The organism is Promicromonospora iranensis, assembly GCF_028994775.1.
Classification (GTDB): domain Bacteria; phylum Actinomycetota; class Actinomycetes; order Actinomycetales; family Cellulomonadaceae; genus Promicromonospora; species Promicromonospora iranensis_A.
In genome coordinates this window covers 293,455-320,061 of sequence record NZ_JAJQMN010000007.1, presented here as the reverse complement: position 1 = coordinate 320,061, position 26,607 = coordinate 293,455, and the positions used below count along the sequence as shown (strand labels likewise).

Here is a 26,607-nt window from a genome sequence, read left to right as displayed (position 1 = left end):
CGACGTCGCTCACTTCGTTCCCGAGTGGGCGAAGTTCTCGATGATGTAGCGCTGGGCGAAGATGAAGACGATCAGTACCGGCAGGCTCGCCAGGATGGTGCCGGCCAGGAGCGGCCCGTACTCCGTCTGGTACTCGTTGACGTACCCGGCCAGGCCCACCTGGACGGTGAGCATCTCCGGGTCGTTCAGGGCGATGAGCGGCCACAGGAAGCTGTTCCAGCCGGCCTGGAACGTGAGCACGCCCAGCACCGCCAGGCCCGCTCGGGCCAGCGGCAGGTAGATGTTCCAGAAGATGCGGAACTCGCTCGCGCCGTCGATGCGCGCGGCGTCGCCCAGCTCGTCCGGCAGGGCCTGGAAGAACTGCCGCATGAAGAACACGGCGAACGGACCGGCGGCGAAGGGGATGAGCACGGCGCCGTAGCTGTTGATGAAGCCCGCGCCGCCCTCGCCGAAGAGGTCGTTCCCACCGACCAGCGGGAACCGGCGCAGCACCAGGAACGTCGGCACCATCGTGATGATGCCCGGCACCATCATGGAGCCGAGGAACAGCGAGAAGACGACGCCGCGGCCCCGGAAGCTGAGCTTGGCCAGGGCGTACCCGGCCAGCCCGCCGAAGAACAGGTTGGTGGCCACGCCGCCGAGCGCGATGATCGCCGAGTTGGCCAGGTAGCGCCCGAAGGGCCCGTCGGTGAAGAGGGCTGTGTAGTTCGCGAGAGTGGGGTTCTCGGGGACGAGCTGCAGGTAGGACGAGAGGATCTCGCCCTCCGGCTTGAGCGACGTCGACAACGTCCAGATCAGCGGCATCACGGTGGTGACGCTGATCAGCACGACGGCGAGCGTCCAGACGGTCCTGCCGAGCACCGCGCGGGCGGTCGGCGGCCGGGACTCGGTGCTCACGGTGGTGGGGGTAGGCGCCGGTGTGCCGACCGGGGCGGTGGCGAGGGTGCTCATCTGTCGTTCTCCCGTCCGGTGACCCGCGCGTTGGCGATCGAGAACACGAGGATCGCCAGGAACAGCACGAACGAGAGCGCCGAGGCGTAGCCCATCTCGAGGCGGCCGAACCCACGGTCGTAGATGTAGTAGACGAGGGTGAGCGTCGAGTTGCCGGGCCCGCCCTTGGTGAGCACGTACGCCTGGTCGAATACCTGGAACGCGGCGATCAGGAGCAGCGTGAGGATGAGGAAGGTGGCCCGGGAGATGGCCGGCAGGGTGACGTGCCAGAAGACGCGGAACGCTCCGGCGCCGTCGACCCGGGCAGCGTCCACGAGCTCTCCCGGCACGCCCTGCAGCGCGCCGAGGTAGATGATCATGTTGGCGCCGAACCCGGCCCAGACGCTCATCATGACGATGGCGATCATCGCCCAGCGGGACTCGTACAGCCAGGCCGGCCCGTTGATGCCGAACCAGCCGAGCACGGCGTTGAGCAGGCCGTACTGCGGGTTGAGCAGCCAGAACCAGATCGCGGCGGTGGCGACCGTCGAGGAGACGACCGGGATGTAGAACAGCGTGCGGAAGACACGCGAGACCCGGCTGCTGCGGTTGAGCAGCAGGGCGGTACCCAGCGACACGACGAGCCCGGCGGGCACGTAAAGGACGGTGTAGAGCGCGGTGTTGCGCACCGCCACCCAGAAGATGGGGTCGTCGACGATGCGCGCGTAGTTGTCCAGGCCCACCCACTCGAAGTCGCCGATGACGGCGTAGTCGGTGAGGCTCAGCCCGATCGCCATGAGCACCGGCAGCAGCAGGAACACCGCGAAGAGCGCCACCGGCACGGCCAGGAAGATCCACGCGCTGATGGTCTGCTGGCGCCGGGTGGCGCTCACGGCGGCGCTCATCGTGCGGCTCCGGGATCAGTGCCTGGCTCAGTGGCTGATTCGGTGCCTGGCTCAGTGGCTGATTCGGTGGCCGACTCAAGCGCCGGACGCCGGTAGGTCCGCAGCCCCGCGGTCTCGAGGGCGAGCTCGCAGAACATCGCGTTCGCCCAGGAGAACCACTCGCGGGTGTAGGTGCCCGGGTCGTCCACGTGGAAGGACTCGTGGACGGCACCCGTGCCCGCGTCGGTGGTCAGGATCAGGTCCAGCAGCCGACGGCGCTCGGCGCGATCGGTGCTGGTCAGGCCCTGGATCGCGAGCGCGATCGGCCAGACGTGCCCCTCGGGCGTGTGCGGGCTGCCGATGCCCGACGCCGCCGTGCCGGTGTAGTGGTACGGGTTGGCGTCGCTCAGGATCAGGTCCCGGGTGGCGGTGTAGAGCGGGTCGTCGGCGCGGCACCAACCCAGGAACGGCAGGGACAGCAGGCTGGGCGAGTTGGCGTCGTCGGCCAGGAGCACTCCCCCGCGACCGTCCACCTCGTACGCGTACACCGGCTCGCCCCGCGGCCCCTGGACGACGCCGTGCTCCCGGATGCCGCGCTCGAGGTCCGAGCGCAGCGCGGCGGCGTCGTCGGCCAGGGCGTCGTCGTGCAGCACCTCGGAGGCGAGACGGACGAGGTAGCCGAGCGCCACGACGGCGAACGCGTTGCCGGGCACGTTGTAGCCGTACCGGCAGGCGTCGTCGCTCGGCCGGAAACCCGCCCAGGTCATTCCCGTGAACGTGGTCTCGGATCCGCGCCCGTCCCGCACCAGGGTGTCGGACGGCGGGCAGTCGGTGCGTTCGAACGTGTACGGGGACGCCTCGTCGTGCCGCTGCTCGGTGCGCCAGAGGCCGATGATCGTCCGCGCCACCTGGCCGAGCTGCGTGAGGTGGTCGGTCCGGCCGGTGATCTGCCACAGGTCGTAGGCGAGCTGCACCGGGTACGCGAGGGAGTCGATCTCGTACTTGCGCTCCCACACCCACGGCGACTGGCCGGTCTCCGGATCGCCGGTCCGGTCCCGGTGCCCGTCGCCGGTGGGGCCGTCGTTGAACGCGTTGGCGTACGGGTCGTGCAGGATCGAGGCCTGCTGCCGCCGCGAGACGGCGGCGATCGTGTCCGCGAGCCGGGCGTCCGTGCCCGCGAGGTGCAGGAACGGCGCGAGCTGCGTGGTGGAGTCCCGCAGCCACATCGCCGGGATGTCGCCGGTGATCACGAACGCCGTGCCGTCCGGATGCCGCGTGATCGTCCGCGCGAGCGTGTCCGACATACAGCGCGCGACGGCGTCCGCCACCGCCTCGCCGAGCCGTTCGCGCACCGCGTCGACCAGACCGGCGAGGACCTCCGGGTCGTGCAGGGCGTCCGTGCCGGTCGTGCTGGGCGTGCTGGTCGTAGTTCTGCTGAGCTTCATTGCCCGAACCTCATTGTCCGTCTCCTCCTCGGTCTGCCGACGTTGGCCTGACCTGTCGAGGAGCGTACGAACAGATTACCCTCATGTCAACGTATCGGAATAGTGGTAATAAGAGCAGTCGCGTCGGGCAGGATGGGCGCATGGCAATGCCGCTTGAACCGACGCTTGAACCGACGCTTGAACTGGACGGCCGGACGGCCGTCGTCACCGGCGCAGCCCGAGGCATCGGCGCCGCCACCGCCCGGCGGCTCGCCGAGGAGGGCGCCCGGCTCTTCCTCGTCGACGTCTCGCCGACGGTGCTCGACCTGCGCGACGAGCTGCGCGACGCCGGGTTCCGCGCCGCGGCGTCGGTCATGGACGTCGCCGACGAGGCGGCCTGGGCCGAGGCCGCCACCAGCTGCCGGGACGAGCTGGGACCGCCGCACATCCTGGTGAACAACGCGTACGCCACCACCGTCGCGTCCCTCGAGGACACTCCGCTGACCAGCTGGGAGCACCAGATCCGGGTCTCCCTGACCGGCGCCTACCTCGGCACCCGCGCGCTGCTGACCGACCTGTCGGCGTCGGGCCGTGGCGCGGTCGTCATGGTCTCGTCGGTGCACGCCCGCTTCGGGCTGCCGGGCCGTGCGGCCTACGCCTCCGCGAAGGCGGGGATGACCGGGCTGGCCCGGCAGCTCGCCGCCGAGTACGCCCCCGCGGTGCGGGTCAACAGCGTGCTGCCCGGCCCCGTCCTCACGCCCCACTGGGACGGCGTCGGCGAGGCCGAGCGGGCGAGCGCCGCCGGGGCGACCGCCCTCGGACGCCTGGGCCAGGCGTCCGAGGTGGCCGATGCCATCACCTACCTCTGCTCGGACCGCGCGTCGTTCGTCACGGGTGTCGAGCTGCCGGTCGACGGCGGGTGGAGCATCACCAAGGACTCCGTCTAGACCCGCACGGTCCGGCGGGAGTTGAGCCCGTCGAGCGCCTCCTGCAGGCGGTCGACGGCGGCAGGCGGCAGGCGCACCAGCTCGTCCTCCAGGGTGCGCTGGTCGGTCCACTCCCGGAGCGAGCGCAGCGTGCCGTGCCACTCCTCGCCGAGGGCGTCGACGGCGGCCAGCACCGTCTCGTACGCCTCCGGGTCGTCGGCGATCTCGCCGAGCGTCCAGCCGAGCGTGACGGCGCGGGGCTCCGTCCGCCCGCGGGGGTCGGGCACCGTCCACTCGTGCCGGCCGGAGCCCACCACGATCCCGCCTGCGGGCTCGCCCGCTGTTGTGCCCGCAACTGTGCCCGCAACTGCGCCCGCTACGGTGCCCGGCAGCACCACCAGCGCCGTCGTGTTGGCCGGCACCACCGCGTGCACCACGATCTGGCCGTCCTGGGCCGTCCAGCCCGCCTCGGCGGTCCCGTAGGCCGTCTCGAACCGGGTGGCCGCCCGGTTCAGCCCGGCGATCGGGACCGGCGCGATCCGCAGCCTGCGGTAGCCGGGGGCGTCCGGGGCGAGGCCGGCCACCGTGCGGTGCAGCCAGTCGGCGACGGCGCCGAAGGCGTAGTGGTTGAACGACGTCATCTCGCCGGGGTTGATGCTGCCGTCGGGCAGCATGCTGTCCCACCGCTCCCAGACGGTGGTCGCGCCCATCGTCACGGCGTACAGCCAGGACGGCACCCCGGTCTGGAGCAGCAGGCGGGCGGCGACGTCGGCGTGGCCGGTCGAGGTGAGCGCGTCCTGGACGATCGGCGTGCCCACGAACCCGGTGCCGATGCGGTACCCGGCCCGGCGCACGAGCCAGGCGAGCCGGTCGCCCATGCGCGCCCGCGTCGCCTCGTCGACGAGGTCGAACATGATCGCCAGCGCGTACGCGGTCTGCGCGTCGGAGACCACCCGTCCCGCCGGCGTCGTGTACTCGCGCACCCACGCCTGCCGCGCTCGTTCGGCCAGGTCACCGTACGTGCCGGCCCCCTCGCCGTCGCCGAGCTCGCGCGCCGCCGCGGCGACGAGCCGCAGCGACCGCACCAGATAGGCGCTCGCCACGATGTCGGGGTCGGCCTTCGCACCCGCGGGGTCGTCCGGCGGCGCGTCGGGGTCGAGCCAGTCCCCGAACTGGAACATGCCCTCCCACAGCAGGCGGTCACCGGCGAGCGCCAGCAGGGCATCGGCCCAGGACCGCATGCTCGGGTACTGCTCGGCCAGCGCACGCCGGTCGGCGAACCGGTCCAGGAGGGTCGTCGGCACGACCGTGGCGGCGTCACCCCACGCGGCGGCTGGTTTGGCCCCGAACGGCAGCACCATCGGCACGACGATCGGGCAGACGCCGCCGCGGTCGGCCTGCTCGGCGGCGACGTCGCGCAGCCACGAGGCGAGGAACGCGTCACTGTCGAACAGATAGCTCGCCGTGGGGCCGAAGACCTGGATGTCGCCGGTCCACCCGAGGCGCTCGTCGCGCTGCGGGCAGTCGGTCGGCAGGGAGACGAAGTTGCCGCGCATCCCCCAGACCACGTTCTCGTGCAGCTGGTTGACCCGCTCGTCCGAGCACTCGAACCAGCCGGTGCGGCGCATGTCGCTGCTGATCACGACGGCGGTGACCGCTTCACGGGCGGTCGTGAGGTCCAGGTCCCCCGGCCAGCCGTCGACCTCCGCGTACCGGAAGCCGTGGAACGTGAACTCGGGCTCGAGCACGTCGTCGCCGCCCGACAGCACGAGGTGGTCGGTCGCCGCGGCGTGCCGCAACGGGCGGACGCCGAGCTCCCCGTGCTCCAGCACCTCGGCGTGCCGCAGTGTGATCACCTGGCCACGCTCCCCCGTGACACGCACCCGGAGCCGGCCGACGAGGTTCTGCCCGAAGTCCAGCACCGTACGCCCCGACGGGGTGGTGATCACGTCCCGGACCGTGAGCTCGTCCACGCGCCGCACCGGTTCCGCGATCGCGGGCTCGGGCACGGCGTCCAGCGCCTCCGGCGGCGTCTCCACCCGTACCGCGGGCCATGCCGAGTCGTCGAAACCGGGCCGGCTCCAGCCGGGCACCGCGCGGCCCGCGTCGACCCGCTCACCCGCATAGATGCCGCTTGCCACGACGGGCCCGGCCGCCGAACCCCGCCAGTCCGGCCCGGTGACCAGCGTGCGGACGGTCCCGTCGGTGAGCTCGACGTGCAGCTGCACCGCCACGGCGGGCTGCTCCCCGTAGAACGCCCGGGCGGTGCCGTGGAACCCGTACCGCTCGGTCCACCAGCCACCGGCCAGGCGGACGCCGACGGCGTTCGCGCCGGACCGGAGCAGCGCCGTCACGTCGGTCGCCTCGTGCACGAGCCGGTGCTGGTAGGCGGTCCAGCCGGGCTTGAGCACCGCGTCGTCGACGTCGTGGCCGTTGATCTCCACCTGGTAGACGCCGTGCGCCGACGCGTAGAGGGTGGCGCGGGCGACGTCACCGTCGAGGTCGAGATCTGTCCGGAGCAGGACGGGCGCCGCGGTCTCCGGCGGGTCGGCGATCCCGACGAACGGCGCCACCCACTCGCCGTCGGCCAGGAACACCGCCTGCACGGCGACCGGTTCGCTCCAGGGCGAGGTGCCGCCGTCGACGCCGGTGACCCGCACCTCCAGCGTGTGACGCGCGTGCGGCAGCAGCGGCTCGAACGGCCACGGCACGAACCGGGACTCGTCGGTGTCCAGGCGTGCCACCCGCTCGCCGGCCCGTCCGCCGTCGAGCCGCACCTCGGCGCCGGCCTGCCACCAGCCGGGCTGCGGGGACTCAACGGTCCAGCTCAGCCGCGGGGTCGGGGTGTCGGCGAAATTGCCGTCGGTACGGCGCTCGACGCGCACTCGGCTGACCGACATCGTGCTGACCGGCATCGTGCTCGGGGACTCGTTGTTCACAGGTGAACCTCTCTCAGCCCTTGACCGCGCCGGACGTCATGCCGGCGACGATCTGGCGGTTGAAGAAGATGTACATGACGAGCGGCGGGATGGTGATCAGCAGGATGTCCATGAACAGCAGGTTGAACTGGCTGACCATCTGGCTCTGGAAGTTGTAGAGCGTGAGCTGGACGGTGGCGTTCTCGTCCCCCGGCAGGAAGTACAGGGGGTTGGTGAAGTCGTTGAACACGGCCACCGCCTGCACCACGACGACGGTGATGATCACCGGTCGCAGCAGCGGCAGGACGACGGAGAAGAAGAGCCGCAGGGGCCCCGCGCCGTCGATGATGGCCGCCTCGTCCAGCTCGCGCGGGATGGTCGCGACGAACGCGCGGAACAGCAGGATGCAGAACGACAGCCCGAACGTCGCCTCGATGAGGATCAGGCCGGGCATGGTCTTGAACAGCCCGAGCCCCTGGAGCACCCAGATCGTCGGCACGACAGCCGGTGGCACGATGAGGCCCGCCAGCACGAGGAAGCTGACCAGCGGGTTGAGCCGGGAGCTGCGCCGCTGCAGCAGGTACCCGACCATGGCCGCGAGGATCACCATGATCACGACGCTGACGACGGTCAGCACCGTGCTGTTCACGAAGGCCCGGACGACCACGCCGTCGCGCGTGGCGAGCACCTCGGCGAGGTTCTCGGCGAACGCCCAGTCCTGCGGCCAGGAGAACTCGAGCCGGGACGCCTCCGACGCGTCCTTCGAGGCGGTGAGGAAGATGAACGCGAACGGGACGACGAAGACCACCACCGACGCGAGGATGGCCACGATGCCCGCGACCAGGGAGACGCCTCTGGACCCGGTGCGCGTCATCGGTCGACCTCCTTACGGTTCAGCAGGATCGAGATCGGCACCATGACCGCCGTGACGACCAGGAAGAGGATCACGTTGCCCGCGGTGGACAGCCCGTAGAAGCCCGCCTGGTACTGCTTGTAGATGACCGATCCGATGACGTCGCTGGTGAAGCCCGGTCCGCCGCCCGTGGTCGCCCAGATCAGGTCGAACGACCGCAGTCCTCCGATGAGCGACAGGATGATGACGGTCGCCGTCGCGGGCTGGACCAGCGGCAGCGTGATCGAGCGGAACTGCTGCCAGCGGCTCGCGCCGTCGACCCGTGCGGCCTCGTAGTACTCCTGCGGGATCGCGACGATGCCCGCTATGTAGATGAGCGTCGCGATCCCGAGCCCCTTCCAGACGTCGACGGCGGCGATCGTCAGCAGCGCCTGGGCCGGGTCGGTGAACCACCCCGGCCCGTCGATGCCGAACGCCGCCAGCATCGTGTTCACGACGCCGTCGAACGGGTCGAGCAGGGCCTTGAACGTGATGCCGACGCCGATCGTGGAGACCAGCACCGGGAAGAACACCACCGAACGCAGGTACCCGCGTCCTACGAGCTGCGACGTGAGCAGCACGGCGAGCGCGAGCCCGAGCACCACCTTGGCGCCCGACGTCACGAAGCCGTAGACCAGCGTGTTCACGAACCCGCGCGAGAGCTGTGGCTCCGAGAAGAACTGGACGTAGTTCTCCAGGCCGATGAACTCGGTGTCGAACAGCGTCCAGCGCGTGAGGCTGAAGTAGAACGACGCGAACGTCGGCACCGCGAAGAAGACCAGGTACAGCACCGCGGCGGGCAGGTAGAACCACGACGGATAGATGGTGCGCTGCGTGGCCGAGGTGGAGCCCGCCGCCCGACGGCGACGCCTGTTGGGCCGGACCTGGGGCGTGACGGTCGCCGTCATCCCGCGCCTACCATCCCTCGAGGCCGAGCTGCTTGGCCTGGTTCTCGACGTCCTGGTCGTAGAACGCGGCGGCGTCCTCCGCACTGCGGATGCCGGACCCGACCTCGACCGTGACCTTCTCCAGGTTCGGACCCTTGACCGGGCTGAGGAACTCCAGCGCGTTCGCCGTCCTGCCCTCGTCGAAGTACGCCTGGATGTCGGCGAGCAGTGGCGGGGCGTCCTCCGGCAGCTCGCACGTACCCGCGTACGGCCCTGCGGGCGGGAGCATCTCGTTCTGGATCTCGCACCCCGCGTCGCTGTTGACGAACGCGACGAACTCCTTCGCCGCCTCGAGCTCGGCGCCCTCGGTGGACCGCGGGACGTAGAGGGCGTTCGGCTGCCAGATGGTCGCCCGGGTGTTCCCGGCCTCCGCGGCGGGCAGCGCGAAGAACCCGATGTCGTCGACGGCTTCCGGCGTGTTCTGCACGATCGTCTGGACCACGCTGGAAAGCATCGGGTAGTGCGCGCCCTCGCCCTCGGCGACCATCCGGGCGCCGTCCGCGAACGTGGCGGACGGGAAGTCCTCGTTGAAGTAGCCGGCCTCCGCGACCTCCTGCTGGTGCTGGAACCCGAGAAGGGCGGGCTCCTCGGCGTAGGACCGCTGGTGCGCCGTGTACTGCTCGGCCCACTCGGGGTCGATCGCGAGCACGTTGGCGAAGTCGCCCAGCACGAAGAGCTGGCTCGTCCAGGTCTCGCCGTAGGTCTGGATGACCGGCGCGACGCCGTCACCCTCGGCGGCGATCTTCTCGTTGTTCGCCATGAACTCGTCCCAGGTCTCCGGGACGGTCAGCCCGAGCTCCTCGTAGACCGCCCGGTTGTAGACGACGCCGCCGGCGAAGGACGCACCCAGCGGCGCGCCGTACGTCCCGTTGTCGGTGCTCACGACGGGGACGAACTCCTCGGTGAGCGAGCCGACCCAGTCCTGGTCGCTCAGGTCGACGAGCGACGAGTCCGGGTTGAGCGCCTGCAGCAGGGAGCCCGAGTTGTAGTAGAAGACGTCAGCCATCTCCCCCGTGGACAGGCGGGTCTTGACCAGGTTGTCCCCCTCGGTGCCGCCCGGGCGGATCTCGACGGTCACCGAGACGTCGGGGTGCTCCGCCTCGAACGCCTCGGCCAGGGCCTCCGCCGTCTCCGGGTTCGGCGCGTCGTTGCTCGTGAGAAAGGTGATCTCGGTGGTTCCGTCGGCCGCACCGGTCGACGAGCATCCGGCGAGGACGAGCAGCGGGACCGCCGCGGCCGCGACTGCCGCACGACGGCGGATGCTTCGTTCACGCATTACGTGGGACATCTCTCTACCTCCTTGTAGAGCGAAAGGATCGTAGAGCGATCTACACTCCCGACGATGAATCCTTTCAGCGGCTTCACGCTAAGCGAGGGCCGGATAGAGTGTCAACCGGTCTACAGAATCGGGAACACAGCCGTGACCTCAGCAGAACCCCAGCCGGACGGCCCGTTGTCTCCGGTGTCGGCATCGGCATCGCGGTCGGCATCGGCACAGTCATCGGGCGCGAGCCCGCGCCCCTCGACGATCCAGGACGTCGCGCGTGAGGCCGGCGTCTCCCGGGCCGCCGTGTCCAAGGTGATCCGGAACGCGTACGGCGTCAGCGACAAGATGCGCGCGCAGGTGGAGGAGGCCATCGAACGCCTGGGCTACCGCCCCCGCGTCGCCGCCCGCGCCATGCGCGGGGCGAGCTTCACTCTCGGTTTCGAGATCCCCCAGGTCGGCAACGACTTCCTGACGATGATCGTCGACGGCGCCACCGAGGCCCTCGCCGAGACCCCGTACCAGATGATCATCGCGCCGCTGGGCCGGGACCAGAAGAGCGACGTGGCGATCAACAGCCTCGCGGACCGTCAGGTCGACGGCATCGTCGCCATCTCGCCCCGCGTCGACCCCGCCTGGCTCGAACGGATCGCCGAACGCACTCCCGTCGTGATGATCGGGCGGCACGACCGGTCCGACCGCTACGACACGATCACCGGCGACGACCGGTCCGGCGCCGAACAGGTCATGTCGCACCTCGTCGAGCAGGGCCACCGGCGGATCACCCACCTGACGATCCACCCGTCCCGGCCCGAGCCGCCCTGGGCCGGCCAGGCGGGCGACGAACCGCACGTCGTACGCACCGCCGTCTACCGGGACCGCATGCAGGCGCTGGGCCTGGAGCCGTCAGTGATCCACACGTTGTTCGACGGGTCGGAGGCGCACGCGACGACGCGGAAGCTCCTCGACTCCCCCGAGCCGCCGACGGCGATCTTCGCGGGCAACGACACGCTCGCGATCGGCGTGCTGAGCGCCATCGCTGAGGCGGGGCTCGACGAGCGCGACGTGTCGGTGGTCGGCTACGACGACATCCCGATCGCCCGGCACCCGCTCGTCTCGCTCACCAGCGTCGACCAGAGCGGTGTGCTGATGGGGCGCGAGGCGGCGCGCCTCCTGCTCGAACGGCTCGAGGGGCGCACGGAGGCGGTACAGCTCCAGATCGCCGCCACGCTCCGCGAGCGCCGGTCGAGCGCTCCGCCGCGGTGCTGAGCCGGGACAGCTCGGGGGCTCGTGGGACCGGGATCGCCGGGTACATGGAGGCGAGGACGGCGGTCGTCGTGGCGCTGGTCGTCACCATCGTCGCCATCTTCCGAAGACCGGCGCCCGCACCCGTCGCGGAGCCGTACAGGGCTGAGGGCGGACCGGCCGGAATGCGTCCGGCCGGGCGGCAGTTGGTGATGGACGTGAACCTCACGTCCGGAGATCTCGTATGACCATCACCAGCTCGGACATCGGCACCGGCCGCCCCGGGGCCGACGACACCGTGCTCGACGACACCGTGCTCGACGACCCTGTGCTCGACAACCCCGCGTGGTCAGCACTGGTCGGCGCGCACGCGCACCTGGCGGAGGGCGGCGACCTCGCCCGCCGGTACCCGGCCGACGTCTCACCCTTCGCCGCCGTGCGCAGCTGGGACGACCCCGGCGTCTGGGACGCGGTGATCGACCTGGTCGGATACGGCGCCGAGTTCCCCGCCCCGCCGGAGTCGGTGGCGCTGCCACCCGGCTGGGAGCGGGGAGAGCCCTTCGAAGGCGTCCAGCTCGTCGAGACCGAACGCCTGCAGGGCCGGCCGGACGACGAGGCGGTGGTGCTCGGCGCCGCCGACGTCCCCGAGATGCTGGACCTGGTGGCGCGGGCCCAGCCCGGCCCGTTCCTGCCCCGCACCTACGAGCTGGGCCGGTACGTCGGGATCCGCCGCGACGGCCACCTCGCGGCCATGGCCGGCGAGCGCCTGCGGCCCGCCGGCTGGACCGAGATCAGCGCCGTCGCCACCGACGAGCGGTACCGCGGGCAGGGCCTGGCCACGCGTCTCGTGCTGGACGTGGTCCACCACCTGCACCGGCGCGGCGCTCGCGCCATGCTGCACGCCTCGGCGGGCAACACGAACGCGATCCGGCTCTACGAGAGCCTGGGCTTCACGCTGCGCCGGCGCATGGCGTTCGGCTCGGTGCGCACGCCGGTCAGTGGCTGACCGACTCCTCCTCCTTCTTCTTCCGTGAGGGCAGGAGGTGCAGCACGGCCACGACGACGGCGCCCACGATCAGGCCGACGATCGCGGAGCACAGCGTGTTGAAGAGCCAGCCGAGGGTGCCGCCCAGCGCGCCGGCGCCGTCGTGGATCGCCACCTCGAGGTGGTGCACCCACTCGTACGGCGCCGGTATCCAGCCGGTGCCGTCCGCGCCGAGGTTGACGAGCAGGATGTGCCCGCCCACCCAGAGCATGGCGATCGTGCCGACCACCGAGATCACGGCGAGCACCCTCGGCATGGCCTTGACCAGGCCGCGGCCGAACGTCTTGGCGAACCCGGAGTCGTACTGGGCCATCCGCAGGCCGACGTCGTCCATCTTCACGATCGCCGCGACGATGCCGTAGACGATGACGGTGATGACGAACGCCACCACCACCAGGATCATGAGCCGTGACCAGAACGCCTCGCCGGCGACCTCGGCCAGCGCGATCACCATGATCTCGGCCGACAGGATGAGGTCGGTGCGCACGGCGCCCGCGATCATCTTCTTCTCGGCCTCAGGGCTGATCTCCGTGGCGGGCACCACGGCGTCGTGGTGGCCCGAGACCTTGTGCCAGATCTTCTCCGCGCCCTCGTAGGCCAGGTAGGTGCCGCCGATCATGAGGATGATCGGCAGCAGCCATGGCAGGAACTGGCTCAGCAGCAGCGCCGCCGGGAGGATGAAGAGCAGCTTGTTGCGGATCGAGCCCTTGGCGATCTTCCAGACGATCGGAAGCTCGCGCTTGGCCGCGACGCTGCGCAGGTACTGCGGTGTCACGGCGGTGTCGTCGACGACGACACCCGCCGCCTTCGCGGTCGCGCGGCCGGCCGCGGCCCCGACGTCGTCGATCGACGCCGCCGCCAGCTTCGCCAGCGCGGCGATATCGTCCAGCAGTCCCATCAGGCCACCCACGGCGCCGCCCCCGTCTCCGAGCGATGTGTCGTCATGACCCGAAGCCTATGCAACTCCGGCCGGTGACCTCGCACCTGACCGGCATCTGACGGCGACTGACCGCCATCTGACCGGCAGCACCGGCATCGGGACGCGGGTCAGCGCCGCACCGGGTCCAGCTGGACGTAGTCGAGGTTCCAGTTCTGGTAGGCGTCCTCGGGCAGGCTGATCCGGAGCGTGTGCGTGCCCCGGGTGAGCCGCTGGGTCACGCCGCTCGGCTGGAGCTCCTGCTTCGCGTGGCTCGTGGTGTTCCGGACGGCGACCGGGGCGCTCGGCGTGCCGTCGTCGAACGCCACCGTGTAGGCGCCGGCCGGCGAGTACGGCGACGAGGCCCGGACCGAGACCTCGTACGTGCCGGCCCGCGGGACCACCACCTCGTACGTGAGCCACTCACCACCGCGCATCCAGCCAAGGCTGACCGCCCCGTCCAGGTCCTGGATGTCCACGCCCTCACCAGGCCGCATCTGCAGGTTGCTCCGGTTCGCGGTGTCCAGGTCGTGGTACCCGACCCCCTCACCGGGCAGGAAGTCCTCCGCCTGGACGCGCACGCCACCACGCGGCAGCGGGTCGCCGACGCCGGTCGCGAGCCAGCGTTCGAGCTTCACCACGTCGTCGGTCTGGAAGATCGTGGTGCGGTAACCGCGCACCAGCGCCTCCCAGCCGCGCAGCGGGTCGATCAGCGACGCCTCGTCGGTCATCCGCTCCGACAGCCCGTTCCACATCGTGTTGCTCCACACGCGGCTCTTCCCGGCGATCCGGTCCAGGAACGGCCGGCGCGCGACGGCGTCCGCGGTGCTGTCGAAGTTGACCTCGTAGGCGACGGGCTGGTCGTCGCCGAACTGCTCCACGGGCGCCATGTTCGCGTCCGTCACCATGTGCATGTAGACGGCGTCCCGGTGCGTTGATCGGAACTCCTGGACCTGGTCGACCGGCGCGTCCGACTTGTAGATGCCGTTGCGGACGGTGCCGGTCTCGACGAGTACGTCCCAGATCTCCTCGCGGAACGGCCAGCCCTTGTCCAGGTTGACGAGGCCCCGGTCCTTCGCGAGCCGCATGGCGTCCTCGAGCGTGGGGACACGCTCGTCGGTGACCGCCGCCTGGCTCCCGCCGAGCCCCTCCCGCAGCCGAAGCCGCTCGATCTGCGCGAGCGTGAGGCTGTCGACGCGGCCGGTCCCGTCGGTGGTGCGGTCCACGGTCGTGTCGTGCATCAGGACGGGGACACCGTCGGCGGTGAGCCGGACGTCCAGCTCGACGATCTCGGCGCCGTCCTCGAACGCCGCCAGCACCGCAGGGACGCTGTTCTCCGGGGCGGCACGCCACTGCGCGCGATGCGCGGCCGTGAGGATCTTGGCCTTCGGACCATGGTCGAGCAGGTCGCGGTAGGCGCGCTCGGCAGGCGTGGCGCCACCGTGACCTTGGCCGCCGTGGACGGCGGCCTGCTGCGGGCTCGACTGCACAGGGCTCGACTGCACAGGGCTCGACTCCGCCGCGACGACGGAGACCACTGCACTGGACAGGACGAGCGCGGCCGCCGAGGCGACGGCTCCGGCGCGGATGCGTATGTTCATGCACCGACCCTCACCCCGGCGGCGGCCTTCGGGACGAAGCGAACGCGGCGCCCCGTTGAACACCTGCTGAACCCCTGGCGAGTCAGCCCTCCCCGCACACGACGCGGGCGTCCGCCCAGTCGGCGTGGTCGAAGTTCTTGCCGTCGCCGCCGTCGTCCGCCACCAGGCGCAGCCGGCGGACCCCGGTGACGTCGACGTCGAGCTCCACGGCTCCGTCGTCGTTGGTCAGCACCGGTGTCTCGGCCAGGAGGGCGCCGTCGCCGTACACCTGGAACCGGACCGAGCCGGTGCCCGACTCCCCCGGCGTCTCCAGCACCTCGTCGTCGATGCCGACCACCGACCGGAACGCCGTGCAGGTGCCGCCCAGCCAGGTGGTGAGCGAACCCGTGGCGTGCATGCCGATGCCCTTCGGGTAGGTGACCCCGGCGATCTTCAGCTGACGGCCGTCCCCGGCGCCGGCCTGCCCGTTGGACCGGTCGCGCTCGATCGGGCCGTAGCCGTTGGACTGCTCGAGCCAGTCGAGGTCGGACACGTGGTGCGTTCCGGTCAGCGCGGGCGGCGTCACCCACAGGGTGGCCTGGCTCGAGGCGACATACTCGCGGGTGCGCCCGTCTCCGTCAGGGTCGCCGGCCGCCCGGTAGGCGACGTCGACCGGCACCTCGAACGTGCCGGTGGCGCCGTCGGCGGGCACCTGGACCTGCCACGTGACCTCGGCGGCCTGCCCGGCGGCGAGTCGCGCGAAGCTCCGGGTCCCGTGGTCGGCCGTCCAGCCCGCCGGCAGGTCCGGCGTGAGCGTGACGCCGGTGACGGGGCGGTCGGCCACCACGAACGTGGCCCGCACCTCGACGGTGGCGCCTGGTTCGACGTCGGCCTCCGCCGGGGTGACGTCGAACGCGACGTCCGGCCGTGCCTCCACCGGCTCGAGGCACGAGGTGCGTCCACGCGTCGCCGCGCACACGACCGCGACGAAGCCGCCGTTGGTCGCGGTCGGGATCTCGAGCGTGTCCGCCGTCGTGGCCCGGACCGTGGTGTGGACGGTGGCTGACCCGGTCGGCGTGTCACCGCTCCCGGGAGCGTCGGTCAGGAGGTCGACGAGCACCTTGCGCCCGCTCGCCAGACCGGCCAGGGGAAGCCGGAGCGGCTCGCCCGAACCCGCACGGAGGCCACCCACGAACCACCGGTCGCCCGACCGGCGGGCCAGCACGGTGTCCTGACCGGGCGTGCCGCCGAGCAGCCGCACGTCGTCCCAGTCGGCCGGGATGTTCTGGAGGAACGGCATCGCGGCCGGCTCGGCGTCGTACCCCTCGGGCTTGTCCGAGATGTGCTGCCAGCCCGACTCGTACACCACGCTCATCGCCGCCTGCTGCGCCTTGGACGACTTGTCGTTGTCGCGGGAGAACACGACCGGCGTGAAGTCCATCGACCCCAGCACGTTGCGCGTGAACGGCACGATGGCGGCCCGTTCCGGGGACAGCCCGTTCTCGACGCCGCGCACCGCCTCGTAGCTCATGATGTGCGGCCAGGTGCGCTGCATACCGGTCGGCAGGGCCGAACCGTGGAAGTTGATCATCAGCTCGTACCGGGCGGTGTCCCGGGCGACGTCGTCGTACCACTGGTGGATCTCCTGCGAGTCGGAGTCCATGAAGTCGACCTTGATGCCGCTCACGCCCCAGGACTTCAGGCGCGGGAGCCACTCGTCACGCTGCTCCTGCGTGCGCAGGTCACGGCTGTGGAACCACGCGATCACGTCCACCCCACGAGTGTGGGCGTACCGGACGGTGCGCGGCAGCCAGCTCGCGTCCCAGCCCTCGTCGAGGAGCACGTACTCCCAGCCGTTGCGCGCGGCGAGGTCCACGAAGTCGCGCTGGCGCGCCTCGTCGCGCGGGCTGTCCCAGTCGGTCAGCCAGCTCCAGCTCGACCGGCCCGGCTTGATCCACTCCGCACGCGGGTCGAGCGCGCTGGGCGTGGCCAGGTCGTCCACCAGCGTGGAACCGACGACGCCGGGCAGGTCGCCGACGATCGCCACCCGCCACGGTGTCGACAGGTCGCCGGTCACGGTCACCGGCCGCCCCTCGAACAGCTCCACGTCGTAGCGCAGCGAGCCCGGCGTGTGCGTCAGGTGCGAGCCGGAGTAGTCGCCGTGCAGGTCAGCCTCCGCGACCAGCGCGTAGCGCTCACCCTGCTGGAAGAGCACGGGGAGGTTGACGCGGCTGGTCCTGTCGCCGCTCCCGCCGCTGTTGCCGTTGCCGGCCGCAGCGGTGGTGCTGATCCACTCCGCCTCGTAGTTGACCGCGTAGGACCGCTGCATCCACGCCGGCCCGTCCGCCGCCGGCTCCCACGCGCCGGACTCGTCGTCCACCCGGTGCTCACCAGGCCCGTCGAGGAGGTACCGGTAGGCGACGCCGTCGTCCGACACCCGGATCGCGATCTGGAGCTGCGCGCTGTCGCTGTCAGCGCCGGCGAACGTGAACACGGACTCCGTGTGCGTGAATGACCTGCGGTCCCGCTTGCCGGTGGTCATCGTGTACGAGTCCGAGACCGTCCGATCCTGACGGTCCACGAACGTCAGGCCCGTCGTGAGGTCCCCGTCGCTGCCCTGCAGGCCCAGCCGCGTGGCCGAGAGCACCCGCGCACCGTCGGCCACGACGTCGAGCGTGACCTCCCCCGACGCGTCCAGGCGCAGCACGCCGTCAATGTCGGAGCCGCGCGGCCCCTCCACCCGCCAGGTCGGCACGTCGCCCGCCGCTGACACCGCGCCGGTCGCGCCCGGCGACCCGGCCGCCTCTTTGTCGCGGACCGGGGCGGCGCTCGCGGCGCCACCTCCGAGCACCAGCCCGCTCGCGACGAGCGCCAGGGCTGACATCGCTGTCACGACAAGCAGGGCAGGACGGTTGGCGGCGAGCAGCTTCACGAGGTCTCCCTTGACTCCGACCGACTCAGACGGGCGCCCGGTGCGCCGTCGGCCACGCTAAGGAAGACACCAGACCGGGTCAATACCCTAATTGGAAGATTTTTATATATTCATAGATCCGTATCCTCGTCGGCCCACATCCTCGTCGAGCGTGACCCGTCGAGGTAGATCCCGGCTGGAGGAAGATCCCTGGCGCCACCCGCCCGCGGTGAGCGCGACCGTGCGACACGGTCGCACCCACAGCAGGGGACTACCTGCCCGGGCGGAGGTCCAGACGGCGCAGGAGCTGCGCGTTCAGCGCCACCACGACCGTGGAGAGCGACATCAGGACCGCGCCCACCGACATCGGCAGCACGAACCCGACCGGCGCCAGGACGCCCGCGGCGAGCGGCACCGAGATCAGGTTGTACCCGGCCGCCCACCACAGATTCTGCTTCATCTTGCGGTAGCTGGCCCGCGACAGCTCGATCACCGACAGCACCGACCGGGGGTCGTCGCTCGCGAGGATCACACCGGCGGACGCGATGGCCACGTCGGTGCCCGCACCGATGGCGATGCCGACATCGGCCTGTGCCAGCGCGGGGGCGTCGTTGACGCCGTCGCCGACCATCGCGACCTTCCGCCCCTCGCTCTGGAGCTGCTGGACCTTGGCCGACTTGTCCTCCGGCCGGACGCCGGCGAAGTAGCGGTCGACGCCGAGCTCGTCGGCCACCGACCGGGCCACCGCCTCGGCGTCGCCGGTGATCATGACCACCTGGACGTCCAGGTCGTGGAGGCGCCGGACGGCGTCCGCGGACTCCGCGCGCACCTCGTCCGCGAGCTTGATCCCGCCGATGACCGCTCCGTCCCGCAGGACGTGCAGGATGATCGCCCCGTCCCGGCGCCAGGCGTCGGCCACCGGCAGCTCGTCCTGCCCGCTCTCCTCGAGCAGGCGCGGCCCACCGACCCGGATCTCGTGGCCGTCGACGGTCGCCGTCACGCCCACCGCAGGCGACGAGGAGAACCCCGAGGCTCGCGGGACCGTGAGGCCCTGATCCCGTGCCGCGCGCACCATGGCCCTGGCCAGGGGGTGCTCGCTGTCCGACTCGGCGGCCGCCGCGAGCGCCAGCACCCTCTCGCGGTCAGGGCCGTCCACCGGGCCGTCCAGCGGACCGTCCATTGGGCCAGTGCCGGAGCCACCCGCCGACGAGACGTCGGCGACGGTGGGCTCGCCCTTGGTGAGGGTGCCGGTCTTGTCGAACAGCACGGTGTCCACGGTGCGCATGCTCTCGAGGGCGAGCCGGTCCTTGACCAGGACGCCGCCGCGGGCCGCCCGCTCCGTGGCGATCGAGACGACGAGCGGGATGGCCAGCCCGAGGGCGTGGGGGCAGGCGATCACGAGCACGGTGACGGTACGGACGACCGCGTCGTCCGGCAGGCCCGCGAACGACCAGACCACAGCCGTAACCGCCGCGGCGGCCAGCGCGAACCAGAACAGCCAGCCCGCCGCGACGTCCGCCAGGCGCTGTGCGCGCGAGGAGGAGCTTTGCGCCTCGGTCACGAGCCGCTGGATGCCCGCCAGGGCGGTGTCGTCACCGGTGGCGGTCACCTCGACCCGCAGGCCGGAGTCCGTGGCGACGGTGCCCGCGGTCACGCCGTCGCCGGCACCGCGTGAGACGGTGCGTGACTCCCCCGTCACCATGGACTCATCCATCTCGGCCCGCCCGTCGACCACGCGGCCGTCCGCGGGGATGCTCCCACCCGGCCGGACGACGACGACGTCGCCCACCTGGAGGTCTGCCGGGGCGACCAGGACCGTCCGGTCGCCCTCGACCCGCTCGGCCTCGTCCGGGAGCAACGCGGCGAGCGAGTCCAGGGCGGACGTCGTCTGCGCGAGCGAGCGCATCTCGATCCAGTGGCCGAGCAGCATGATCACGATCAGGAGCGCTAGCTCCCACCAGAAGTCGAGCTGGTGGTCCAGCAGGCCCAGGCTCGCGCCGAGCGAGGCGACGAAGGCGACGGTGATCGCCAGCCCGATCAGCAGCATCATGCCGGGCTTGCGTGAGCGGAGCTCGCTGACGGCGCCGGTGAGGAAGGGCCAGCCACCCCACACGTACATGACGGTGCCGAGCAGCGGCGATACCGCGTTCGCCAGCGGTGTGTCGGGCAGCGGGTAGCCCAGCAGCATCGCGAACATGTCGGAGAACCCGACCACCGGCACGGCCAGGACCAGCATGATCCAGAACAGGCGCCGGAACTGGCCGACATGGTCGCCGTGGCCGGCGTGGCCGCCGTGACCCGCATGACCTCCGTGCTCGCTGTGGCCGCCGTGCTCTCCGTGACCCGCGTGCTCTCCGTGACCCGCGTGCTCGGTGTGTCCCGCGTGCTCGGTGTGACCCGCGTGCTCGGTGTGACCCAGGTGCCCGCCATCCCCCGCAGCGCCTGCGTGGCCGGCGTGGTTGCGTGTTGCGCTCATGGTTCGTGTATACCCCTGAGGGGTATCTCCGTCAAGGGGAGTCATGGCAGCCGTCCCGGCAGGCGCACGTTCGGCAGGCGGGCTCGTCATCGGCATACGCCCCGGGAGTACCCGGGACGACGCGAATCCGGACCTCAGCGCCGTGCCGGCCACGAACATGGGCGAGGCCCGCAACACCATCCTGGTCTGGTCGGCCGACGCCGTGATCGTCGTCGGCGGTTCGTGGGGCACCCTGTCCGAGGTCGCACTGGCCAGATGGCGCGGCGCGCCGGTCATCACCCTCGGCGGCTGGCAGATCCTGGACGCGGAGGGCCACCCACTGCTGGATGCTCCCCGGTCCGCAGCCACTCCGCGGGACGCCGTCGACCTCGCTCTCTCAGCCGCTCCGAGCGACTGAGGACCCAGTGATCAGCGCGGCACACCGTTGTCGCACCACGTCTGCCCTGGTGAGTCCGGCTCGCACGCCGCTCCACGAGCCCCCCGCTACGCGGCTCGCCGCTACGCCCGCTCGCGGTCGAACTGCTCCCGATTGGTCCGCACGTCCTGCCCGTGGTTCTCCGTCCACTCCGCGAAGCCGCGCGCCAGGTCCATCAGCTTCCACCCCAGCTCGGTCAGCTCGTACTCGACTCTGGGCGGCGTCTCGGCATAGGCAGTGCGGGTGACCATCCCGTCCCGCAGCAGGCAGCGGAGGGTCTTGCTGAGCATCCGATGCGAGATGCCGGTCACCACCGCCTGAATGGACGAGAACCGCTGCGGCCCCTCGGACAGCACCCCGACCACCAGCAGCGTCCACCGGTCGGCCACCTGGCCGAGCAGCTCCTTGGTCAGCTCGTACGTCTCGGCGTCGCACAGCGCGGACGGACCCCCGGGCAACTGCGCCGCCAGGCCTTCAAGACGCGCATCGCGCGGTGTCGACGGCATGTCCGTAAAAGTTCCTCTCCGGTAACCGACGCACTCCGAAGTGCGTGATTGAAAACTGGATTACCCGCGCTCTCGCGCTGTTGTGACACCTGGACCAACCAGTTCGCCCCCGCGTTCGTTCCCTTGTGGAACACCCGCTTCCCGACCTGCGGGACGGCGCTCCAGGACGGGGCGGGCACCGGTCCTCGAACACCAGCACCACTCATGTCGCAGCACTACCGAAGACAGGGACCAGCAATGCTCAAGATCGGAATCATCCTCGGCAGCACCCGCCCCGGCCGGAACGGGGAGGCCGTCGCCAAGTGGGTCTACGAGATCGCCTCGCAGCGCAACGACGCGGAGTTCGAGCTCGTCGACCTCGCCGACTACCCCCTGCCCCACCTCGACGAGCCCCTGTCGCCAGCGATGGGCCAGTACTCGCACGACCACACCAAGGCGTGGGCCGCCAAGGTCGACGAGTTCGACGGCTACATCTTCGTGACGCCGGAGTACAACCACTCCACCTCGGGCGTACTGAAGAACGCCCTCGACTACGTCTACAACGAGTGGAACAACAAGGCCGCCGGGATCGTCTCCTACGGCGGCGTCGGTGGTGCCCGCGCGGCGGAGCACCTGCGTCTCATCCTCGCCGAGCTGCAGGTCGCCACGGTGCGGCAGCAGGTGGCGCTGTCGCTGATCACGGAGTTCGAGAACTACTCGGTGTTCAAGCCGGGCGAGCACCTGACGCCCGCCCTGGACACCCTGCTGGACCAGACCGTCGCGTGGGCCGGCGCGTTCCAGCCGCTGCACGCCTGAGCCCGAGCCTCCCGTGTCGGACGTCGGACGGGTAGCCCTCGCGCGAGGGCTACCCGTCCGACGTCATGCGTCGCGCGTCGAAGCTGGGGCGACAGGTCCGACCGGACAGGCGCGTCTAAGAACGCACCAGCCGCGCTATCGCGTCGGACGCTTCCTTGACCTTCGCGTCGGCCTCGGCCCCGCCCATCCGGGCGGCGTCCACCACGCAGTGCTTGAGGTGGTCGTCGAGCAGGCCGAGCGCGACGCTCTCCAGCGCCTTGGTCAGGGCGGACACCTGGGTGAGGATGTCGATGCAGTACTGCTCCTCGTCGACCATCCGATGGATCCCGCGCGCCTGCCCCTCGATGCGCTTGAGCCGGGCGAGGTAGTTGGCCTTGTCGGTGATGTAGCCGTGGGTGGCGTGCTCGTCACCCTCCCCGGGCACGTCGAGGTCGGGGGATCCTGGTTCGGTCATGGTTCCCATGGTGTCACCTCAGGTCAGACCGCCGCGGCGTACTTCGCGGGGTCGGCGTCGAACGGGGCCTCGCAGCCCGCGCAGCAGAACCAGTACCGCTGGCCCTCGTAGTCGCGGAACAGGCCCTTCGCCTCGGCGTCGGCCTTGACGACGGTGCTCCCGCGCATCACCGGGCACTCCGCGAGCTCCTCGGCCGACGGGCCCAGCAGGTTCGTGCCGTGAGGGCTCGTCGCGGTGGAGTGCGCGTGGCCACCACAGTGGGCGCCTTCCGCCTGCTCGCCGTGCTGATGGTCGCCGTGCTGATGGTCGCCGTGCGCGTGGTCGTGTCCCATGGATGGGTCCTCTCTTCGGTGGTGATCTGTGGTCGATGGATCGGTGGTCGATGGATCGGTGGTCGGATCTGTCAGCGGCTCGCGAACGAACGCAGGCGAAGGCTGTTCCCGACGACGAAGACGCTGGAGAACGCCATCGCCGCGCCGGCGAGCATGGGGTTGAGCAGCCCGAGCGCTGCCAGCGGGATCGCCGCGACGTTGTACCCGAAGGCCCAGAACAGGTTCGCCTTGATCGTGCCGAGGGTCCGGCGGGAGAGGCGGATGGCGTCGGCCGCCGAGGTGAGGTCGCCGCGGACCAGGGTGATGTCCGCAGCCTCGATCGCCGCGTCCGTGCCGGTGCCCATCGCGAGGCCCAGGTCGGCCTGGGCGAGGGCGGGGGCGTCGTTCACGCCGTCGCCGACCATCGCGACGACCTTGCCCTCGGCCTGCAGCCGGGCCACGACGTCGGCCTTGTCCTGCGGCATCACCTCGGCGATGACCGCTGTGATGCCCACCGCCGCCGCCACCTGCTCAGCCACCGCACGGTTGTCGCCCGTGAGGAGCACCGGCGTGAGCCCCAGCTCGACGAGCTGCGCGACGGCGGCCGCGCTGGTCGGCTTGACCTGGTCGGCGACCACGAGGATGCCGCGGGCCCGGCCGTCCCAGCCGACGGCCACGACGGTCTTACCCTCACCCTCTGCTTGAGCCTTAGCCTCGGCCAGGCGCGACGGCAGGTACTGCGACCAGTCGGCGAGCAGAGCCTCTCGGCCGACGACGACGGCGTGCCCGTCGACGACCCCCTGCACGCCCAGCCCCTGGACGCTCTCGAACGACTCCGGGACGGGCAGGTCGCCGATCTCCTGGGTGGCGCCCTTCGCGATGGCCTGCGCGACGGGGTGCTCGGAGGCGTCCTCCAGCGCACCGGCCAGGCGCAGCAGCTCCGCCCGGTCGGTGCCGGCGTCCAGGACGACGTCGAGGAGCGCCATCCGGCCGGTCGTCACGGTGCCCGTCTTGTCGAGCACCACGGTGTCGACCCTGCGGGTGGACTCCAGGACCTCCGGGCCCTTGATCAGGATGCCGAGCTGGGCTCCTCGTCCCGTGCCGACCAGGAGGGCGGTGGGCGTCGCCAGCCCGAGCGCGCAGGGGCAGGCGATGATCAGCACCGCGACGGCGGCGGTCAGCGCGGCGGTCGCGGGGAACCCGCCACCGAGCCAGACGCCGAGGGTGGCGACCGCGATCGCGATGACCACCGGGACGAAGATCCCGGAGACCCGGTCGGCGAGGCGCTGGACCTCCGCCTTGCCGGACTGCGCGTCCTCGACGAGCTGGGCGATGCGCGCGAGCTGCGTGCCGGAGCCCACCTGCGTGGCGCGGACCACGAGCCGTCCGCCCTCGTTCACGGTGGCACCGGCGACGGTGTCGCCGACCCCCACCTCGACCGGGACCGACTCCCCCGTCAGCATCGAGGCGTCGACCGCCGAGGAACCGGCGACGACGACGCCGTCGGTGGCGATCTTCTCGCCCGGCCGCACGACGAACTCGTCGCCGACGGCCAGGTCCCCGACCGGGACCCGGGTCTCGGTGCCGCCGCGCAGCACCGCGACGTCCTTCGCGCCCAGCTCGAGCAGCGCCCGCAGCGCCGCGCCGGCCTGGCGCTTGGACCGCTTCTCGAAGTAGCGCCCGGCGAGCACGAACATCGTGACGCCCGCCGCGACCTCGAGGTAGATGTTGGCCGCGCCGTCCGACGGCGCGATCGTCAGCTCGAACCCGTGCGTCATCCCCGGCTCCCCCGCCGTGCCGAGGAACAACGCGTACAGGGACCAGAGGAACGCGGACAGGACGCCGAGCGAGACCAGCGTGTCCATGGTCGCCGCCCCGTGGCGCAGGTTGGTCCACGCGGCCTTGTGGAACGGCCACGCCGCCCACAGGATCACCGGCGCCGCCAGCGTCAGCGATGCCCACTGCCAGTAGGTGAACTGCCATGCTGGGACCATCGCCAGCGCGATCACCGGGACGGCGAGCACCACCGAGGCGATCAGCCGGTCCCGCAGCGACAGCAGCTCCAGGTCACGCGCGTCGACGGCGGCGTCGTCGCCCTTGGGAGCCTCCTTCGGAGCCGGGAGGGTGGCCGTGTAGCCGGTCTTCTCCACCTCCGCGACGACGGCGCCGAGGTCGTACCCGGCCGGGGCCGTGACCTTGGCCTTCTCCGTGGCGTAGTTGACGGTGGCGCTCACCCCGTCGAGCCGGTTGAGCTTCTTCTCGATCCGCATGGCGCAGGACGCGCAGGTCATGCCACCGATGTCGAGGTCGACGGTGGTTACCGGCGCGTCCGTGCGGACCTCGGTGCCGGACGTGGTGCCGGACGTGGTGCCGGACGTGGTGTCGGACATGATGCTCCTTGTCAGTGGCCGTGGTCGGAGTCGCCGGCGCCGTGCTCGTCGGCGGGCTCGTCCGCGTCCGTATCGTCGGTGGGCCGGTCCGCAGGTTCCCCGGCAGCCGGGGCGCCGGCCGTGTCCAGGTCGCCCGTGTCCAGGACGAACCGCGCCGTGCGCACCTCCCCGTCGACCTTGAAGTCGAGGTACAGCAGGTACCGGCCGGGGGTGGGCGCCTCGGTCATGAACTCGACGTCGGGGCCCGACGTCGACCCGGGCGCCGGCTCGTCGCCCTCGGGGTGCACGTGCAGGTAGGCCAGGTCGCCGTCACGCAACGCGACCAGGTGCCCGTAGGCGCCGAGGTACGGCTCCAGGGCGGTGACCGGCTCGCCGTCCTTCGTGACGGTCGCGGTGAGCGTCGAGTCGCCGTTCGCGCTCAGGTCTCCCGTGAGCGTGGCGGTGTACCCGTCGACGGCGTCACTGGTGACGACCGCTGTGGCGGGCTCCGGCGAGACCGGCCCGGCGACGTCGAGGGTGCGGCCGAGGATCAGGTTCTCGCCCGTGGACCCGGGCACGAAGTCGGTGAACACGCGATAGCTGCCCGCCTCGTCCCAGGTCCACGGGACGGACCAGACCCCGTCCGCCGACATGGTCGGGTGGACGTGCCGGAACTGCGACCCGTCCGAGCGCACCACGATCAGGTGCAGCTTCTTGTCGTGCTCCGTCTCGAACTCGGTCACGGCTGCGCCGTCCGCCGTCGTGATCGAGAACGACAGCGTGCCCGGCTCGTCAACCTCGCCGGGCGCGCTCACGGGACTCAGGAGCAGGCCGTCCTGCTCGAGGGAGAGCCCGCGGACCGGAGCCTCGGCGGCAGCGTCAGCAGGGTCGGCCTCCTCGGCCGTGCCCGGCATGTTCATGGCGCCCGACTCCCCGTGCGTCTCCTGCATCGTCGACCGGCCCTGCGCCGGCGACGACCACGCCGCGACGACGCTCGACGGGACCACCGCGCCCGCTACGACGAAGGCGGCGACGAACAGGGTCACCAGGCCCGCCCCGTAGGCGCCCAGACGCTGGGGGGCGTTCATGACACACGCTCCGCCTCGTACCCGGCCTCGTCCACGGCGGCCAGGACCGCCGCATCGTCCAGCGCGTCGGCGCTGCGCACGACGAGCCGGCCGGTCGCGGAGCTGATGTCGATCTGCTCGACGCCGGGAAGCCGGCCCACCTCGCCCCGGACGGCGACCTCGCAGTGCCCGCAGGTCATTCCCGTCACCTGGTACTCGCTCGTCGTCATGATCGCTTCCTTTCCGCTCTGGACCCTACCCCTAGGGGGTAGGTGTATGTGACAGACCATATACCCCTGTGGGGTATCGAGGTCAAGTGAGCCCGGTCACGT

General features: G+C 71.2%; 22 protein-coding genes. 5 read left to right on the top strand and 17 right to left on the bottom strand.

All coding sequences use genetic code 11. The annotated features are described in order from the left end of the window. Positions 1 to 9 precede the first annotated feature (9 nt). From LUU90_RS15490 to LUU90_RS15480, 3 genes are read right to left on the bottom strand one after another with little or no spacing between them, the layout of a single operon-like run. On the bottom strand, positions 10 to 951 hold the full coding sequence (locus LUU90_RS15490; protein WP_275004387.1) for a carbohydrate ABC transporter permease: 942 nt from the start codon (positions 949 to 951) through the stop codon (positions 10 to 12). Continuing rightward, positions 948 to 1,835, bottom strand: a complete 888-nt coding sequence (locus tag LUU90_RS15485; RefSeq protein WP_275004385.1) for a carbohydrate ABC transporter permease — start codon at positions 1,833 to 1,835, stop codon at positions 948 to 950. The genes LUU90_RS15490 and LUU90_RS15485 overlap by 4 nt, the downstream gene beginning before the upstream one ends. Next, positions 1,832 to 3,259 carry a glycoside hydrolase family 125 protein gene (locus LUU90_RS15480; protein WP_275004384.1) on the bottom strand — a complete coding sequence of 476 codons (1,428 nt, stop codon included), beginning with the start codon at positions 3,257 to 3,259 and terminating at the stop codon, positions 1,832 to 1,834. The genes LUU90_RS15485 and LUU90_RS15480 overlap by 4 nt, the downstream gene beginning before the upstream one ends. Before the next feature lie 140 nt (positions 3,260 to 3,399). Between LUU90_RS15480 and LUU90_RS15475 the strand changes: the two genes are divergently transcribed. Then, positions 3,400 to 4,185 carry an SDR family NAD(P)-dependent oxidoreductase gene (locus LUU90_RS15475; RefSeq protein ID WP_275004383.1) on the top strand — a complete coding sequence of 262 codons (786 nt, stop codon included), beginning with the start codon at positions 3,400 to 3,402 and terminating at the stop codon, positions 4,183 to 4,185. Here the strand turns inward: LUU90_RS15475 and LUU90_RS15470 are convergent. From LUU90_RS15470 to LUU90_RS15455, 4 genes are read right to left on the bottom strand one after another with little or no spacing between them, the layout of a single operon-like run. Next, positions 4,182 to 7,103: an alpha-L-rhamnosidase gene (locus tag LUU90_RS15470; RefSeq protein WP_275004381.1), complete on the bottom strand. Its 2,922-nt coding sequence runs from the start codon at positions 7,101 to 7,103 to the stop codon at positions 4,182 to 4,184. The two genes, LUU90_RS15475 and LUU90_RS15470, sit on opposite strands and share 4 nt — an antisense overlap. A 13-nt stretch (positions 7,104 to 7,116) precedes the next feature. Then, positions 7,117 to 7,956 (bottom strand): carbohydrate ABC transporter permease, encoded by an 840-nt coding sequence (locus tag LUU90_RS15465; protein WP_275004380.1) that lies wholly within the window; start codon positions 7,954 to 7,956, stop codon positions 7,117 to 7,119. Beyond that, on the bottom strand, positions 7,953 to 8,882 hold the full coding sequence (locus LUU90_RS15460) for a carbohydrate ABC transporter permease (RefSeq protein WP_275004379.1): 930 nt from the start codon (positions 8,880 to 8,882) through the stop codon (positions 7,953 to 7,955). Before LUU90_RS15460 ends, LUU90_RS15465 begins: the two co-directional genes overlap by 4 nt. Positions 8,883 to 8,889: 7 nt before the next feature. Then, positions 8,890 to 10,209, bottom strand: a complete 1,320-nt coding sequence (locus LUU90_RS15455) for an ABC transporter substrate-binding protein (protein WP_275004378.1) — start codon at positions 10,207 to 10,209, stop codon at positions 8,890 to 8,892. A 132-nt stretch (positions 10,210 to 10,341) separates the two neighbouring features. Here LUU90_RS15455 and LUU90_RS15450 point away from each other — a divergent pair, with 132 nt between their 5' ends. Then, complete coding sequence (locus LUU90_RS15450; protein ID WP_275004376.1) at positions 10,342 to 11,454, top strand: LacI family DNA-binding transcriptional regulator; 1,113 nt, start codon at positions 10,342 to 10,344, stop codon at positions 11,452 to 11,454. Between the two features lie 220 nt (positions 11,455 to 11,674). Beyond that, positions 11,675 to 12,436 (top strand): GNAT family N-acetyltransferase, encoded by a 762-nt coding sequence (locus LUU90_RS15445; RefSeq protein ID WP_275004374.1) that lies wholly within the window; start codon positions 11,675 to 11,677, stop codon positions 12,434 to 12,436. On the opposite strand, the gene LUU90_RS15440 is transcribed toward LUU90_RS15445, so the two are convergent. From LUU90_RS15440 to LUU90_RS15425, 4 genes are all read right to left on the bottom strand, one after another. Further along, on the bottom strand, positions 12,426 to 13,373 hold the full coding sequence (locus tag LUU90_RS15440; RefSeq protein ID WP_275004373.1) for a DUF808 domain-containing protein: 948 nt from the start codon (positions 13,371 to 13,373) through the stop codon (positions 12,426 to 12,428). The two genes, LUU90_RS15445 and LUU90_RS15440, sit on opposite strands and share 11 nt — an antisense overlap. A 149-nt stretch (positions 13,374 to 13,522) precedes the next feature. Next, entirely contained in the window at positions 13,523 to 14,992 is a 1,470-nt protein-coding gene (locus LUU90_RS15435; protein ID WP_275004372.1) for a glycerophosphodiester phosphodiesterase family protein, read from the bottom strand. 82 nt (positions 14,993 to 15,074) lie between these two features. Next, positions 15,075 to 17,903 carry a glycoside hydrolase family 97 catalytic domain-containing protein gene (locus tag LUU90_RS15430; protein ID WP_275004371.1) on the bottom strand — a complete coding sequence of 943 codons (2,829 nt, stop codon included), beginning with the start codon at positions 17,901 to 17,903 and terminating at the stop codon, positions 15,075 to 15,077. A 250-nt stretch (positions 17,904 to 18,153) separates the two neighbouring features. Further along, positions 18,154 to 20,358, bottom strand: coding sequence for a heavy metal translocating P-type ATPase (locus tag LUU90_RS15425; RefSeq protein WP_275004369.1), 2,205 nt, complete (start codon positions 20,356 to 20,358; stop codon positions 18,154 to 18,156). A 43-nt stretch (positions 20,359 to 20,401) separates the two neighbouring features. Between LUU90_RS15425 and LUU90_RS15420 the strand changes: the two genes are divergently transcribed. After that, the gene (locus LUU90_RS15420; protein ID WP_275004368.1) at positions 20,402 to 20,755 is read left to right on the top strand and encodes an LOG family protein; all 354 of its coding nucleotides are present in this window, start codon (positions 20,402 to 20,404) and stop codon (positions 20,753 to 20,755) included. 101 nt (positions 20,756 to 20,856) lie between these two features. On the opposite strand, the gene LUU90_RS15415 is transcribed toward LUU90_RS15420, so the two are convergent. Then, complete coding sequence (locus tag LUU90_RS15415) at positions 20,857 to 21,279, bottom strand: winged helix-turn-helix transcriptional regulator (RefSeq protein WP_275004366.1); 423 nt, start codon at positions 21,277 to 21,279, stop codon at positions 20,857 to 20,859. 237 nt (positions 21,280 to 21,516) lie between these two features. On the opposite strand from LUU90_RS15415, the gene LUU90_RS15410 reads away from it, so the two are divergent. Further along, the gene (locus tag LUU90_RS15410; protein ID WP_275004365.1) at positions 21,517 to 22,074 is read left to right on the top strand and encodes an NADPH-dependent FMN reductase; all 558 of its coding nucleotides are present in this window, start codon (positions 21,517 to 21,519) and stop codon (positions 22,072 to 22,074) included. Between the two features lie 115 nt (positions 22,075 to 22,189). On the opposite strand, the gene LUU90_RS15405 is transcribed toward LUU90_RS15410, so the two are convergent. The 5 genes from LUU90_RS15405 to LUU90_RS15385 all read right to left on the bottom strand — a co-directional run bounded on the left by LUU90_RS15405 (position 22,190) and on the right by LUU90_RS15385 (position 26,505). Continuing rightward, positions 22,190 to 22,528 (bottom strand): metal-sensitive transcriptional regulator, encoded by a 339-nt coding sequence (locus tag LUU90_RS15405; protein ID WP_275004363.1) that lies wholly within the window; start codon positions 22,526 to 22,528, stop codon positions 22,190 to 22,192. A gap of 23 nt (positions 22,529 to 22,551) precedes the next feature. Then, a complete protein-coding gene (locus tag LUU90_RS26415) occupies positions 22,552 to 22,860 on the bottom strand; it encodes a YHS domain-containing protein (RefSeq protein WP_342470383.1) in 309 nt (102 codons plus the stop codon). 71 nt (positions 22,861 to 22,931) lie between these two features. After that, positions 22,932 to 25,130, bottom strand: a complete 2,199-nt coding sequence (locus tag LUU90_RS15395; protein WP_275004458.1) for a heavy metal translocating P-type ATPase — start codon at positions 25,128 to 25,130, stop codon at positions 22,932 to 22,934. 110 nt (positions 25,131 to 25,240) lie between these two features. After that, positions 25,241 to 26,296: a heavy-metal-associated domain-containing protein gene (locus LUU90_RS15390; RefSeq protein WP_275004362.1), complete on the bottom strand. Its 1,056-nt coding sequence runs from the start codon at positions 26,294 to 26,296 to the stop codon at positions 25,241 to 25,243. Continuing rightward, complete coding sequence (locus LUU90_RS15385) at positions 26,293 to 26,505, bottom strand: heavy-metal-associated domain-containing protein (RefSeq protein WP_275004360.1); 213 nt, start codon at positions 26,503 to 26,505, stop codon at positions 26,293 to 26,295. Before LUU90_RS15385 ends, LUU90_RS15390 begins: the two co-directional genes overlap by 4 nt. Positions 26,506 to 26,607: the final 102 nt, after the last annotated feature.

Bases quoted from the DNA above. Each gene is read 5' to 3' on its own strand.
- LUU90_RS15490 (WP_275004387.1), bottom strand. From the start codon at position 951: ATGAGCACCCTCGCCACCGCCCCGGTCGGCACACCGGCGCCTACCCCC.
- LUU90_RS15485 (WP_275004385.1), bottom strand. From the start codon at position 1,835: ATGAGCGCCGCCGTGAGCGCCACCCGGCGCCAGCAGACCATCAGCGCG.
- LUU90_RS15480 (WP_275004384.1), bottom strand. From the start codon at position 3,259: ATGAAGCTCAGCAGAACTACGACCAGCACGCCCAGCACGACCGGCACG.
- LUU90_RS15475 (WP_275004383.1), top strand. From the start codon at position 3,400: ATGGCAATGCCGCTTGAACCGACGCTTGAACCGACGCTTGAACTGGAC.
- LUU90_RS15465 (WP_275004380.1), bottom strand. From the start codon at position 7,956: ATGACGCGCACCGGGTCCAGAGGCGTCTCCCTGGTCGCGGGCATCGTG.
- LUU90_RS15460 (WP_275004379.1), bottom strand. From the start codon at position 8,882: ATGACGGCGACCGTCACGCCCCAGGTCCGGCCCAACAGGCGTCGCCGT.
- LUU90_RS15455 (WP_275004378.1), bottom strand. From the start codon at position 10,209: ATGTCCCACGTAATGCGTGAACGAAGCATCCGCCGTCGTGCGGCAGTC.
- LUU90_RS15445 (WP_275004374.1), top strand. From the start codon at position 11,675: ATGACCATCACCAGCTCGGACATCGGCACCGGCCGCCCCGGGGCCGAC.
- LUU90_RS15440 (WP_275004373.1), bottom strand. From the start codon at position 13,373: ATGGGACTGCTGGACGATATCGCCGCGCTGGCGAAGCTGGCGGCGGCG.
- LUU90_RS15435 (WP_275004372.1), bottom strand. From the start codon at position 14,992: ATGAACATACGCATCCGCGCCGGAGCCGTCGCCTCGGCGGCCGCGCTC.
- LUU90_RS15425 (WP_275004369.1), bottom strand. From the start codon at position 20,358: ATGAGCGCAACACGCAACCACGCCGGCCACGCAGGCGCTGCGGGGGAT.
- LUU90_RS15420 (WP_275004368.1), top strand. From the start codon at position 20,402: ATGGCAGCCGTCCCGGCAGGCGCACGTTCGGCAGGCGGGCTCGTCATC.
- LUU90_RS15415 (WP_275004366.1), bottom strand. From the start codon at position 21,279: ATGCCGTCGACACCGCGCGATGCGCGTCTTGAAGGCCTGGCGGCGCAG.
- LUU90_RS15410 (WP_275004365.1), top strand. From the start codon at position 21,517: ATGCTCAAGATCGGAATCATCCTCGGCAGCACCCGCCCCGGCCGGAAC.
- LUU90_RS15405 (WP_275004363.1), bottom strand. From the start codon at position 22,528: ATGACCGAACCAGGATCCCCCGACCTCGACGTGCCCGGGGAGGGTGAC.
- LUU90_RS26415 (WP_342470383.1), bottom strand. From the start codon at position 22,860: ATGGGACACGACCACGCGCACGGCGACCATCAGCACGGCGACCATCAG.
- LUU90_RS15395 (WP_275004458.1), bottom strand. From the start codon at position 25,130: ATGACCTGCGCGTCCTGCGCCATGCGGATCGAGAAGAAGCTCAACCGG.
- LUU90_RS15390 (WP_275004362.1), bottom strand. From the start codon at position 26,296: ATGAACGCCCCCCAGCGTCTGGGCGCCTACGGGGCGGGCCTGGTGACC.
- LUU90_RS15385 (WP_275004360.1), bottom strand. From the start codon at position 26,505: ATGACGACGAGCGAGTACCAGGTGACGGGAATGACCTGCGGGCACTGC.